This is a genomic window from Pelagibius sp. (assembly GCF_965227505.1).
Classification (GTDB): domain Bacteria; phylum Pseudomonadota; class Alphaproteobacteria; order Kiloniellales; family Kiloniellaceae; genus Pelagibius.
This window is the reverse complement of record NZ_OZ245757.1, coordinates 1,803,354-1,816,621: the sequence shown is the minus strand read 5'-3', so window position 1 is coordinate 1,816,621 and position 13,268 is coordinate 1,803,354. Positions and strand designations below refer to the sequence as shown.

Genomic DNA, 13,268 nt, shown 5'->3' with positions numbered 1-13,268 from the left:
TCGCTCGTGGCCCCATGGGGGGATGGCCGCGACTGGAGGACCTGTGAACAAACCGACCGGCTCCGAGATTCGCGTTGCCTCACCGCTGAAGGCCTGGGCGAGCCGCTTTGCTCTCTTGCTGCTGGTCGGGGCTGCCTTCGGATTGATGCTGATCGGTCGGACCAACGGCTTTCTCGTCGAACAGACCCGCACGACGGTCACCGACATGGTGACTCCGATCCTGGATGCCGTCTCCCAGCCGGTCGACACCTTCAGCGACGTCATCGACCAGGCCGAGGCCCTGGCCAACCTTCAAAGCCAGAACGTCGCCCTCAAGGAACAGAACGCGCGGCTGCTGCACTGGCAGGCCGTGGCCCGGCAGTTGGAGGCCGAAAACGCCGCCCTGCGCGATCTCAACCGCATGGTGCCCGATCCGGGCATGCGCTTCATCACGGCCCGGGTGGTCGGCGATCCGGGCGGCGCCTTCGTGCGCAGCGTGCTGATCAACGCCGGCGACCGCGACGGCATCGAAAAGGGGCAGGCGGCGACGACGGGGGCCGGCCTGGCCGGACGGGTTGCCGAGGTGGGCCTGCGGTCCGCGCGCATCCTGCTGGTCACCGACATCAACAGCCGCATTCCGGTGATTGTGGGCGGCGGGCGCGACCGCGCCGTGCTGGCCGGTGACAACACCAACTATCCGCAGCTGCTCTATCTCGGGCCGACGGCCAAGCTGCGCATCGGCGACCAGGTCACCACCTCCGGCCACGGCGGCGTTTTCCCCCCGGGTCTGCCCATCGGCGTGGTCTCCGCGGTCAGTGAGACCTCGATCCGCGTCGAGCCCTTTGTCGACTGGGCGCATATGGAATACCTGCGGGTCGTCGATTACGAGATGAGCGGCATCCTCGACTTCCAGTCCGTAGAGGCCGCGCGCACCGCCCAGGCCGAAGCCGCAGCGGCCGAGGCCGCCCAGGCGGCCAGGTCCGGCACGGAGGGCGCACGGCGGTGAGACAGGGCGCCCTGCATCGCCTGGACGGCGTCGCCCGGATCATCTCGCCGTTCTTCGTGACCCTGCTGCTGGTCCTGCTGGCGCTGCTGCCGCTCAGGGTCACCGCCATTGCCCCGATCATGCCGGCCGTCGCCCTGGTCGGCGTCTTCTTCTGGTCCGTCCACCGCCCCGACCTCATGCCGATCTGGGCGGTCTTTCTGATCGGTTTCGTGCAGGATCTCCTGGCCGGCGGCGCCTGGGGCCCGGGGATCGTCGGGCTCCTGCTGGCCCACGCGCTTGTGGTCTGGCAGCACCGGTTTTTCCTGGCGGCCTCTTTCGTGCTGATCTGGTGCGTCTTCATGCTGGTGGCCGCGGTCGCCATGACGGTCACTTGGCTCTGCGCCTGCCTGGCCATGATGACCTACATCGATCCGGGCCCCGTGTTCTTCCAATACCTCATGACCATCGCCATCTATCCCTGTCTGGCCTGGGCGTTTCTGCGCGGCCAGCGCCTGTTCCAGCGGTAGCGCAGGGGGAACGGGACATGCTGCAGAAAAACGAAGACGTCGAACGCCACCGCGCCTTTTCGCGCCGCGGACTTCTGCTCGGCGGGGCGCAGGCGCTGCTGCTGGCCGGCCTCGCCGGACGCATGTACTACCTGCAGGTGGTCGAGTCCGAGCGCTACAAAACTCTGGCCGAAGACAACCGCATCAACCTGCGCCTGCTGCCGCCGCCACGTGGCCGCATTCTCGACCGCTTTGGCTACGCGCTGGCCAGCAACCGCCAGAACTTCCGTGTCGTGCTGGTGCGCGAGCAGGCGGGCGATGTCGAGAGGGTTCTGAAGGCGCTCTCCCAGCTTATCGTGCTGGAGGAATACGACCACAAGCGGGTGCTGCGGGAAGTTTCGCGCAAACGCGGCTTCGTTCCGGTGGTGGTGCGCGAGAACCTCAGTTGGGGCGAGGCCAGCCGGGTCGAGGTCAACGGACCGGATCTGCCCGGTGTCTCCATCGAGATGGGCGAGATCCGCGATTACCCCTATGGCGCCAGCATGTCCCAGGTGCTGGGCTATGTCGCCGCCGTGGCGGAACGTGACCTGACCGGCGACCCGCTTCTGGAGCTGCCGGGCTTTCGCATCGGCAAGAACGGCATCGAGCAGAAGTACGATCTCGACCTGCGCGGCTCTGCCGGCAACAGCCAGATCGAGGTCAATGCCTACGGCCGCGTGATCCGCGAGCTGAAGCGCGAGGAGGGCAAGCCCGGCGACGAGCTGGTGCTGACCCTGGACGGCGGCCTGCAGACCTTTGTCCACCAGCGCCTGATGAGCGAGAAGTCGGCCTCGGCCGTGGTGATGGACACCGAGAACGGCGACGTCCTGGCGCTGGGCTCCGTGCCCAGCTACGACCCCAACGCCTTCAACATCGGCCTGACTGTCAAGCAGTGGAACGACCTCATCAACGATCCGCTGAAACCTCTGACCAACAAGGCCGTTTCCGGGCTCTACGCGCCGGGTTCGACCTTCAAAATGATCGTTGCGCTGGCTGCGCTGAAGGCCGGGATCAGCCCGGAGCACAGGGTTTTCTGCCCCGGCCACATGACCCTGGGCCGGGCCCGCTTCCACTGCTGGAAGCGCCACGGCCACGGCTGGATGAACATGATCGAGGGCATCAAGCATTCCTGCGATGTCTATTTCTACGAGGTCTCCCGCAAGGTCGGCGTCGACAACATCGCCGCCATGGCGCGCCAGTTCGGCCTCGGCGAGCCGGTGGGCATAGACCTTTACGGTGAAAAGGGCGGCGTGATCCCGACCCGCGACTGGAAACTGGCCAACATCGGTGAGCCCTGGCAGGGCGGCGAGACCCTGGTTGCCTCCATCGGCCAGGGCTTTGTGCTGACGACCCCGCTGCAGCTTGCGGTGATGACCGCACGGCTGGCCACGGGCAAGGCGGTCACCCCGCGTCTGACCCGCGGCGTGCGCGCCGAGGTCGAGGGCGGCGATCCCCCGACACCGGACTTCGCGCCGCTCGACATCCCCGAGGGCCACATGCGGCTGATGCACGAGGCCATGGATGCCGTGAGCAACCATCCGCGCGGCACCGCCTACCGGGCGCGCATCGAGGACGAGGGCTGGGAACTGGCCGGCAAGACCGGGACCTCCCAGGTGCGTCGCATCACCATGGCCGAGCGCGCCGCCGGCGTGACCAAGAACGAGCACCTGCCCTGGCGGCGGCGTGACCATGCGCTCTTCGTCTGCTACGCCCCGGTCCACAAGCCGCGCTACTGCTGCGCAGTGGTGGTCGAGCACGGCGGTGGCGGCTCCAAGGTCGCAGCGCCCATCGCCCGGGACATCATGATCGAGGTCCAGCGCCGCGACCCTGCCGCGCGGCCCTCGCTGCCCATCGTGGCCTCCGGCCCCGCCGTGCGACAGGGCTGACGACCATGCCGGCCGATACCTTCCTCAACAGCCGCAATACCGAGATGACCCTGCGCCAGAAGATCTGGCAGCTCAACTGGGGCCTGGTCATCCTGCTCTGTCTGCTGGCCGGTGTCGGTTTTGCCATGCTCTATTCCGCGGCCAACGGTTCGGTGTCGCCCTGGGCGTCGCGCCAGCTGGTGCGCTTCGGTCTGGGCCTGGTGATCATGCTGATCGTAGCCCTGATCGATGTCCGCTACTGGTTTCGCTACGCCTATCTGATCTACTTCGCCAGCCTCGGCCTGCTGGGGGCTGTGGAGGTCATGGGCACCATCGGCATGGGCGCGCAGCGCTGGATCGACCTGGGCTTCATCCGTCTGCAGCCCTCGGAAGTGATGAAGGTTTCCCTCATTCTCGCCCTGGCGCGCTACTTCCACGGCGTTTCGATGGAGGACATCGGTCGCCCCACCTACCTTTTGGTCCCGCTGGCGCTGGTGGTGGCACCGGCGGCCCTGGTGCTGAAACAGCCGGACCTGGGGACCACCGGCATGCTGCTGCTGGGGGCGGGGGCGGTCTTCTTCTGCGCCGGAGTCAGGTGGTGGAAGTTCGCCATCGTCTTCGTGGGTGGCTGTGCCGCGGTGCCTGTCGCCTGGCAGTTCCTGCACGAGTATCAGAAGGCCCGGGTGATGACCTTCCTCAACCCGGGCAGCGACCCGCTGGGCGCCGGCTATCACAATCTGCAGGCGATGATCGCCTTCGGCTCCGGCGCCATCACCGGCAAGGGCTTCATGCAGGGCACACAGAGCCACCTGAACTTCCTGCCGGAAAAGCACACCGACTTCATCTTCACCATGCTGGCCGAGGAGTTCGGCCTGATCGGCAGCCTCGGCCTGCTGGGCCTCTACTTCCTCCTGCTGGCCTACGGCTTCGCCATCGCCTTCCGGGCCCGCAACCAGTTCGCGCGCCTGCTGAGCATCGGCCTCGCCACCAACCTCTTCCTCTACGTCTTCATCAACATGGCCATGGTCATGGGGGTCTTCCCGGTGGTGGGCGTGCCTCTGCCGCTGGTCTCCTACGGCGGCACGGCGCTGCTGACCATGATGACCGCCATGGGGCTCATCATGTCCTGCTACATCCACCGCGACATGCGTATTTCCCGGCGCGGCACGGTGGAGTCCTAGAGCGGAGGCCCAGGGCAAGACCCGAAGACCGAGGGGGCCGCCGCCAGTCTCTCCCTCTCGTCTCTCCCTCTCGTCTCGCTCTTTCTGCCGCCCCTTTGGCTCCCTTGGCCCCCCTTGGCCCCTTGGCGCAGGACCCGTCGACAAAGCCTCTCGACAAAGGCCCCCGGACTTGCTATCACCCCGCATCCCGGCGCCCGGGCCGTTCCCGGCACTTGTTTTGTACCCCGTTGCAGGGCCTGCCCCGGGAAACCCGATACTCGGGGGCGTATAGCTCAGTTGGTAGAGCAGCTGACTCTTAATCAGCGGGTCCTAGGTTCGAGTCCTAGTACGCCCACCATCATTTCAAAGACTTAGCGGGAGGTTCCGGAGAGTTGGACAGTCCAACTTTCGTTGCTGTGACGTTCGGTTTCTGTCCCCTGCTCGGCTACGACCGCCTGAGCTTGTTCCTAGGCGACCAGCTTCTTTATGCCGTTATCGGCCATGTCGCCGGCATCGCTCGGCCATTGTATGGAGAGGTCTTTCCGCTGTATCTCGATGCTTCAGCGCTTCTCGCAGTGCCATGCAGCTTCGCTTTCTCGAGCCAAAGAGTGGCCGCTTCATAGTGCATTGGAACAGTCTTCGTGCTTTGCAGAGTAGCACCGGTTACGTAACACAGAGTATTCTATTCGGTGATGACACGATGACAGTCAACATCGCATTCGGAGTTCTCATGAGAGCTATCAAATCCGCAGTAGCGAGAAGCCCCGAAGAGATGGCGTGCTTGCGTGACTTCGTTGTCAAGGACCCCTCAAATGGCTGCGACACGGTTCTCTGTGCGCGCGGTGTTCGACTTTCCTCTGGCCAACGTCAGCGCATCGGATTAGCCCGAGCGCTGTATTGCGATCCAGATCTCCTGGCTCTAGATGAAGCGACCAGTGTGTTGCACGGGCTTACAGAGCGAACCGCACAATGAGCGGAATGCAAACCATGAACAGCTGCAAGACTATCGCCCTCGCCAATCATCGCCTGTGCACAGCCCGCAGTTGCGACGTAGTTTGTCTGTTCGATAGTCGATGTGTGTGGGCGTCTGGCACGTACGACGGTCTCTGGGTGAGCGGAAGCATATCTCGATCGACGACCTACGCCCCCAATCCTGCAGATGATGCTGCTAGCGATCCCGGCTTTACCGATTTGCTGAGAGAGGCGTTGGCCAATGACCGGGTATAAGACAGCTTTCGTTTCCGGCGCAGATGGCTTTATCGGGTCGCACTTGACTGAAGAACTCGTGAAGCAAGGACACAGAGTGCGTGCACTTGTCTTCTACAACTCGTTTGATCGTCGGGGCTGGCTTGACTGTGTTGAGGATTCAATCCTAGATTCGATCGACATCGTGTCCGGGGATATCCGCGATCCGTTTTTCATGAGAAGTGCCGTTCAAGGATGCGATGTAGTTTTTCATTTGGCTGCCTTGGTTGGGATTCCGTACTCATATATCGCTCCGGAAAGCTACTTGGCAACCAACGTTCAGGGTACTTTGAACCTTCTCCAGGCCGCGCGAGCAGCTGATGTTCGCCACTTTATACACACTTCAACAAGCGAAGTGTATGGCACGGCGCAGTTCGTCCCGATCTCCGAAAATCACCCGCTACAACCTCAGTCACCGTACTCGGCGACAAAAATTGCGGCCGATAGCTTGGCCCTTTCGTTCCACAGCAGTTTTGGTTTACCCGTCACGGTCGTTCGCCCATTCAACACATATGGACCACGCCAGTCAGCGCGCGCTGTAATTCCAACTATAATCACCCAACTTGCGGACGGGACCGGGCCGGTTCGGCTAGGCTCTGTCCATCCAACGAGGGATTTCAATTTCGTTGACGACACCGTTAATGGGTTTGTCGCGGTTATGGATTGTTCCGCAGCTTTCGGCGAGGTTATCAACTTGGGCAGCAGTTTTGAGATCTCTATAAAGGACACGGCTGTTCTTGTTGCTGAAGTAATGAAGACACCGATCGAGATCGTCGAGGACCATACGCGAAAGCGCCCTGGTGCGAGTGAGGTAGAGCGCTTGTGGGCTGACACGTCACGCGCGGAAGAACTGCTCTCGTGGCGTCCTCGTTACGGTGGGCTGGAAGGATTCCGTAGTGGAATCCAAGCCACAGTGAAGTGGTTCGCTGACCCGGCCAATCGTGTTTTGGCCCGCAGCCACCGCTACACGATCTGAACATGATTCCAATCGCCATACCGCACCTAGTCGGACGCGAGGGACAGTATCTCCAGGAGTGCGTACATTCTGGGTTTGTGTCATCAGTCGGCCCGTTTGTCAGTAGATTTGAGGCGATGGTTGCAGATGCAGCCGGTGCTTCCCGCGCGGTCGCGACGTCAGCGGGTACGACCGGGCTACACGCTGCTCTCGTAGCGGTAGGCGTCGGGCGCGATGATCTCGTAATTCTTCCCTCACTGACGTTTATCGCGTCTGCCAACGCCATTGCCCATACAGGTGCTGGTCCCTGGCTGTTGGATGTAGACGAAGCTACTTGGTCACTCGATCCAGCCTTACTCGAGCATGCTCTTGATCAGCTCACCACTCCGGCCGACAAAGGGCCTGTCCACAAAGAAACCGGCCGCCGCGTCGGGGCGATAATGCCTGTCTTTTGCCTAGGACTCCCCGCCGATATGGATCCCATAGTGCGTATTGCCCGAAGGTTTGGGATACCCATTGTTGTTGATGGTGCGGCATCACTCGGTGCCACTTATCGCCGCCGCCCTGTTTGTCAACTGGGTGCGGACCTAACCGTTTTCTCCTTCAATGGAAACAAGACTGTTACAGCCGGTGGAGGTGGTGCTGTTGCCGGACACAATGAAGACCTCTGCCAACTTGTTCAGCATCTTACAACGACCGCTCGAATAGGAGCTGAGTATGAGCACGACAGAGTCGGCTTTAACTACAGGATGACCAACTTGCAGGCGGCCGTCGGTTGCGCTCAGTTGGAGAACCTTGGTGCCTTCCTGGCGCGCAAGCGCTGCATCCGTCAACGCTACAATGCCGCCTTTGGCCAACTGGCGGCAGTGCGACCTTTTCCTGCGCCCTCTTGGGCCGAAAGCGCGTGCTGGTTCTCTGGTTTCATTCTAGAGAAAGGCGACCCAGATTCTTTGCGTGCAGCTCTGCGTGCCGCCGGGATTGATGCGCGACCATTTTGGAAACCGATTCATCTACAGAAACCATACAAGGACGCCCCGCGTACCACACAGCCGCGAAGCGAAGGAGTGTGGCGCCGAATCATTACTTTGCCGTGCTCGACCGGTATTAGCGATGAGGAGCTTGACTTCGTAATCACGTCTGCAAAGGAGGCGCTGCGCTCCATATGAGCCGACGGCGGATATGCGTTGTAACAACTACGCGCGCAGACTATGGGCTTCTTTATTGGCTTATGCGTAGATTGAAGGCTGCGCCTGAAGCCGAGCTTCAGGTGGTGGTAACTGGCATGCATCTTTCCCCGGAATTCGGCATGACCTGTCAAGCACTTGAAGCGGATGGTTTTACCATTGACGCCAAGATTGAGTCTTTGCTCTCAAGTGACAGTCCTGTAGGGATCGCGAAGTCTATGGCCCTCGCGACCATCGGCTTTGCTGAAGCATTTGATCGATTACGCCCCGAGATCGTGGTGATGCTGGGCGATCGCTTCGAGATTCTCGCAGCAGCTCAGGCTGCAATGGTTGCCCGTGTTCCGATTGCGCATGTTCACGGCGGTGAAGCGACAGAGGGGTTGATTGATGAGGCGATCCGCCATTCGCTGACAAAGATGGCACATATTCATTTCACGGCAGCTACACCCTATCGAAAAAGGGTGCTGCAGCTCGGAGAGCGACCGGAATCTGTATTCAATGTTGGTGCTCCTGGCCTGGATAACATACGGCATCTTGCACTCATGGGCCGAGCCTCCTTGGAACGGCACCTACAGACCCGCCTTGGGCGACCCTTGCTTGTCGCAACCTATCACCCTGTAACCCTTAGCGGGGAAACACCCGCTCGGGCAATGAAACAAATGCTTGATGGTTTGCATTCGATTCCGGACGCCACAATCGTACTAACGAAGGCCAATGCGGACACACGAGGGCGCACCGTTAATGAGATGATTGACGCCTTCGTCGCGAAGCATCCGGATCGTGTGATCGCTGTTACATCGCTTGGCCAGCTTGCCTATCTGAGCTTATTGCGATTGGCCGATTGTGTCATTGGGAACTCTTCAAGCGGAATACTTGAGGCGCCAGCATTAGGCACGCCCACCGTGAACATTGGCGATCGTCAGCGGGGACGCATACGCCCGGCTTCCGTGATTGACACCGAAGAGTCCGCGGCGAAGATTGCGGCAGCTATCGGACAAGCCCTTACTCCGGAATTCCATGAGATTGCAAGCCGCAGGGAGACGCCGTTTGGAGATGGGACGGCTTCGGAACGGATGATGCACATTCTTCTTTCAGTTCCACTAGAACAAATCCTTATGAAACGTTTCCATGACATTGAGTTCCAGGCATGAGAATTGTTTTTATCGGCTGCGTCCAGTTTAGCTACAGCGCTCTGAGCCATCTTCTAGACCAGCCTCATGCAGAGGTGGTCGCTGTTGTGACCAAGAACAGCAGTATGAACAGTGATTTCTGCAGCTTGCAGCAACTGGCAGAGACGTCCGGCGTTCCAGTCCTACTCGCAGACGCGGCTGAGGCACCAGATACTGCGACGTGGATCCGCGACTTGACGCCCGATGTTATTTATTGCTTCGGATGGTCTGAGCTATTGTCGGCGAGTGTTCTCTCTGCAGCGCCGCTAGGTGCCATAGGCTTCCACCCAGCCGCACTACCTTACAATCGAGGGCGTCATCCTTTGATCTGGGCCTTGGCATTGGGCTTGGAAAGAACTTCCAGCACATTCTTCATGATGGACGAGAGCGCAGACACCGGGGATATCGTGAGTCAGGTACCAGTGACCATAGATCCGCAAGACGACGCCCGTTGTCTCTATGACAAAGTTACAGAGACTGGACTTCGCCAGATTAGTGAAATTACAAAGACTCTGGCCGTAGGGCGTCTTCGACGTACCCCTCAACCGGCCGGTGCCGGGAGTTTTTGGCGTAAGCGCAGAAAAGCTGATGGGTGTATTGATTGGCGCATGTCCGGAACTGCCATACACAATCTCGTTCGCGCTCTGGCCCGCCCCTATGATGGCGCTCATTGCATCTTTGAGGGACGGGAGGTGAAAGTCTGGCGTACGGAGGTGGTCGCCTTCCATCAACATAATATTGAGCCTGGCAAGGTATTGAACGCACACCCAGACAGCACTCTCTTGGTTAAGTGCGAGGGCGGGGCCATACGGCTTCTTGATCATGGGTTTGGTCGCCTGCCGGATGAAGGGAGCTATCTTTGACCTGTATTCTGATCATAGCTCCACACCCTGACGACGAAACCCTCGGATGCGGAGGAACGCTCCTGCGTCACCGAGATCATGGTGATGAAGTGCATTGGCTGGTTGCCACTGCCATGACGCCAGAGGCCGGCTACAGCGATGAGCAGATAAAAAAGCGCAGCGCGGAGATGGAGAAGGTCAGAGACCATTTTGGTTTCGCCGAACTGCACGACTTGTCCTTTCCGCCTGCCGGGACTGACCAGGTCCCTATGAAAGACATGGTACAAGCCCTTGCTTCGGTAATAGACAGTGTGTCACCGACGACCGTATATGTTCCCTACGGCGGTGATGTACATAGCGATCATCAGATGCTGTTCAGAGCGGCCACTTCGGCTTTAAAGTCATTCCGCGCGCCAACAGTGAATCAGATTCTCGCCTACGAGACGATCTCTGAAACGGACTTCAACAGTGATCCAAGAGAGCCTGGTTTTTGTCCGAACTGGTACGTCGACATCACGTCGTATCTGCCTGGAAAGCTGTTAGCGATGGCTATTTATGACGGTGAAATGGCTGAGTTTCCTTTTCCACGCAGCCCAGAAGCAATAACCGCCCTCGCACATTTGCGTGGTTCTCAATGTGGCTGCTACGCGGCTGAGGGCTTTGTTCTTCTTCGGAGCATAGCGCGATGACGGAATCTGTCTACGTGATTGCGGAAGGTGGCGTAAACCACAATGGATCGCTTCAGAAAGCATTTGAGATTGTAGATGCCGCCTCTTACGCCGGCGCCGATGCAGTGAAGTTTCAAACATTCCAGGCTGATCGTCTTGTTACAAATACTGCTGGAAAGGCCCAATACCAGGAGCGTTTGACTCATGCTGAGGAGACGCAATTCGAAATGCTCCGACAACTCGAACTTTCCGATGGGATGCATCGTGAGATTATGGCGCGTTGTGCCAGCTGTGGCCTCGACTTCCTCTCAACTCCGTTTGATGGTGAGAGCTTGCGATACCTCATTGAGGATTTGGGGCTTCGCCAGATTAAGGTCCCATCCGGTGAGATAACGAATGGTCCGCTCCTATTGCAGGCCGCGCAGCGTGCGGACCGAGTAATCCTCTCTACAGGGATGGCCACTTTGGCGGAAATCGAAACAGCTGTTGCTGTTCTTGTCCGTGGGATGGTGGATCCAAATACCCACCCTGTAAGTCTCTCTGAGGTGCTAGACTGCTACGCTGAACATGGGACCGACCCGCTTAAGGGACGAGTTTCCCTTTTGCACTGCACTTCTGAATATCCAGCGGCGATGGCCGACGTGAACCTGCGCGCGATGGATACACTCTCACAAGCCTTCGGACTCGATTTTGGACTGTCAGACCACACTATGGGAATTGCCGCGCCCATTGCAGCTGTGGCGCGCGGTGCGATCTTGGTTGAGAAACACTTAACGATCGACCGAAACCTTCCAGGGCCTGATCACGCCGCCTCATTGGAGCCTGCTGAGATGAAAGACATGGTCCGGTCAATCCGCGAGATCGAAGTGGCGCTTGGCGACGGTCGCAAACGCCCTAAAGGCACTGAGAGGGCCAACCGTGCTGCTATCCGCAAGAGCATTGTCGCTTCAAGGCTCATCTCGGCTGGCGAGAGCTTCACATCTGAGAACATGGTGTTCAAGCGTCCTGGAATTGGGCTGTCGCCAATGCACTATTGGGACCTTAAAGGCGCGACTGCGTCGCGTGCGTTCGCTATTGACGACCCAATTGAGTAATAGACTAACCCATTTACTATCCGGCATCTGTTTCACGGCTGAGCATTGGATTGGTTGGAGATAAACCAAAATGGTACAGGACACTTGGCGCATTTGGTCGTCCGGCGAACGATCGCGCCGCTACGGGGAAATGCTGTATCAAAGAGCTGTTGGCGATCTCCCGGAGATGGAGAGTTCGAAGGCCGCTGCAAAGAAAGTAGCTGCGCTACTTCGGCCAGGAGACAAGGTCCTAGACGTTGGCTGTGGTGCTGGCCATTACCTGACCAGCCTTCGCAAAGCCGTGTCTGAGAGCTTTAGCTATACTGGCGTCGATGCGACCGAAAGCTACATCGAACTGGCAAAGAGAGCGTTTCCTGCAGACTCCGCAGTAAGCTTCGAAGTGGGCGATGTCTATTCACTGCCTTTCCGGGATCAAGCGTTTGATATAGTGATGTGCAACAATCTCTTGCTGCACCTCCCCAACCTAAAGCCTGCGCTATCCGAGCTTTACCGTGTCACTGCCCGTAACGTGGTGATCCGTACCCTTATCGGCAACACGACCTACCGCATTCAAGAAGCACGAAGCAACAAAATCAATGATGATGGTACGTTGAGCGAAGCACATTTTCTCAACATATACTCTGTCGAGACTGTGAAGAAGATGATGGAAGAGCTTGCTATTCCTTCATTCGAAATTGAAGAAGACAAAGGCTTCGATTGCGCCAAGATTAACGCCGAAAGGGAGCTGTATCCAGAGGATGGCGTCAAAACAAAAGTGATCAATGGATTGCAGGTGGGTGGATATGTAATTCAACCCTGGGCCTTCTTGACCCTCTCCTGCTCACCGGGGACGACCCGGCGCCGGTGATCGACTGGGAGTGAAGACCGATTGGAAATGAAGCGGTGAAGTTCGCAAAAGACTCCCTCGATAGCAGTATGAGCACAAAGCCGCTGCGGGCCGTAGTTCTTGGCGCCGGCGGACACGCCGTTTCGGTTCGCGCATGTTTGCAGCAGTTCTCTGTTGTTGGCTTTGCGATCGCGGATCCAGCGCTTGCCGAATCTCAAGTCGAAGGTTCTCCTGACGTCTACCACGATGACTGGATAATCGAACAAGATCCATCCAGTTTCATCCTGATCAATGCCATCGGTTCGACAGCGATACCCGATAGGCGCCGTGCTGTTTTCGTTCGCTTCAAGAACGCTGGTTTCGCTTTTGCAACTCTTGTACACCCCGCTGCGGTTATCGAGGCGGACGTGCAACTCGGAGAAGGTGCTCAGATCATGGCTGGTGCCGTTGTGCAGGCCGGTGCAGTTGTCGGCCCCAACTCGCTCGTAAATACAGGGGTGACGGTTGATCATAACAGCACCATCGCGCCGCATTGCCATATCGCGCCAGGGGCCACTATTTGCGGTTCGGTGTGTATCGGTGAGGCAACTCATGTTGGCGCTGGTAGTACAGTCATACAGAGTGTTTCTATTGGCTCACGCTGTTTGATTGCTGCGGGATCGGTCGTTGTGCACGACGTCGATGATGGCTGCAGGATGCGAGGCAACCCTGCGCGGCCATTCTAAGTGTGCTCTGAGAGCGCAGAGTAAAA

The 13,268-nt window shown here is 58.9% G+C and carries 13 protein-coding genes and 1 tRNA gene; all 14 read left to right on the top strand.

Annotated elements, in window-relative coordinates; translation table 11 throughout:
• The first annotated feature begins 43 nt into the window (after positions 1-43).
• Positions 44-985, top strand: coding sequence for a rod shape-determining protein MreC (mreC, locus tag ACO06P_RS08540; RefSeq protein WP_420349585.1), 942 nt, complete (start codon positions 44-46; stop codon positions 983-985).
• Positions 982-1,491 (top strand): rod shape-determining protein MreD, encoded by a 510-nt coding sequence (gene mreD, locus ACO06P_RS08535; RefSeq protein WP_420349584.1) that lies wholly within the window; start codon positions 982-984, stop codon positions 1,489-1,491. The genes mreC and mreD overlap by 4 nt, the downstream gene beginning before the upstream one ends.
• Before the next feature lie 17 nt (positions 1,492-1,508).
• Complete coding sequence (mrdA, locus tag ACO06P_RS08530) at positions 1,509-3,395, top strand: penicillin-binding protein 2 (RefSeq protein ID WP_420349583.1); 1,887 nt, start codon at positions 1,509-1,511, stop codon at positions 3,393-3,395.
• Between the two features lie 5 nt (positions 3,396-3,400).
• The gene (rodA, locus tag ACO06P_RS08525; protein WP_420349582.1) at positions 3,401-4,555 is read left to right on the top strand and encodes a rod shape-determining protein RodA; all 1,155 of its coding nucleotides are present in this window, start codon (positions 3,401-3,403) and stop codon (positions 4,553-4,555) included.
• A gap of 261 nt (positions 4,556-4,816) precedes the next feature.
• Positions 4,817-4,892 (top strand) — tRNA-Lys (locus ACO06P_RS08520).
• A gap of 222 nt (positions 4,893-5,114) precedes the next feature.
• Positions 5,115-5,507: an ATP-binding cassette domain-containing protein gene (locus ACO06P_RS08515; protein WP_420349581.1), complete on the top strand. Its 393-nt coding sequence runs from the start codon at positions 5,115-5,117 to the stop codon at positions 5,505-5,507.
• 240 nt (positions 5,508-5,747) lie between these two features.
• A complete protein-coding gene (locus ACO06P_RS08510) occupies positions 5,748-6,755 on the top strand; it encodes an NAD-dependent 4,6-dehydratase LegB (RefSeq protein WP_420349580.1) in 1,008 nt (335 codons plus the stop codon).
• Between the two features lie 2 nt (positions 6,756-6,757).
• Entirely contained in the window at positions 6,758-7,900 is a 1,143-nt protein-coding gene (locus ACO06P_RS08505) for a DegT/DnrJ/EryC1/StrS family aminotransferase (protein ID WP_420349579.1), read from the top strand.
• 62 nt (positions 7,901-7,962) lie between these two features.
• Positions 7,963-9,069: a UDP-N-acetylglucosamine 2-epimerase gene (gene neuC / locus ACO06P_RS08500; protein ID WP_421938193.1), complete on the top strand. Its 1,107-nt coding sequence runs from the start codon at positions 7,963-7,965 to the stop codon at positions 9,067-9,069.
• Positions 9,066-9,950, top strand: a complete 885-nt coding sequence (locus ACO06P_RS08495; protein WP_420349577.1) for a methionyl-tRNA formyltransferase — start codon at positions 9,066-9,068, stop codon at positions 9,948-9,950. Before neuC ends, ACO06P_RS08495 begins: the two co-directional genes overlap by 4 nt.
• On the top strand, positions 9,947-10,618 hold the full coding sequence (locus tag ACO06P_RS08490) for a PIG-L deacetylase family protein (RefSeq protein ID WP_420349576.1): 672 nt from the start codon (positions 9,947-9,949) through the stop codon (positions 10,616-10,618). Before ACO06P_RS08495 ends, ACO06P_RS08490 begins: the two co-directional genes overlap by 4 nt.
• Positions 10,615-11,691 (top strand): N-acetylneuraminate synthase, encoded by a 1,077-nt coding sequence (gene neuB / locus ACO06P_RS08485; protein ID WP_420349575.1) that lies wholly within the window; start codon positions 10,615-10,617, stop codon positions 11,689-11,691. The genes ACO06P_RS08490 and neuB overlap by 4 nt, the downstream gene beginning before the upstream one ends.
• A 70-nt stretch (positions 11,692-11,761) precedes the next feature.
• Positions 11,762-12,538: a class I SAM-dependent methyltransferase gene (locus ACO06P_RS08480; RefSeq protein ID WP_420349574.1), complete on the top strand. Its 777-nt coding sequence runs from the start codon at positions 11,762-11,764 to the stop codon at positions 12,536-12,538.
• Positions 12,539-12,573: 35 nt separating this feature from the next.
• Positions 12,574-13,242, top strand: a complete 669-nt coding sequence (locus tag ACO06P_RS08475) for an acetyltransferase (RefSeq protein WP_420349573.1) — start codon at positions 12,574-12,576, stop codon at positions 13,240-13,242.
• Positions 13,243-13,268 lie beyond the last annotated feature (26 nt).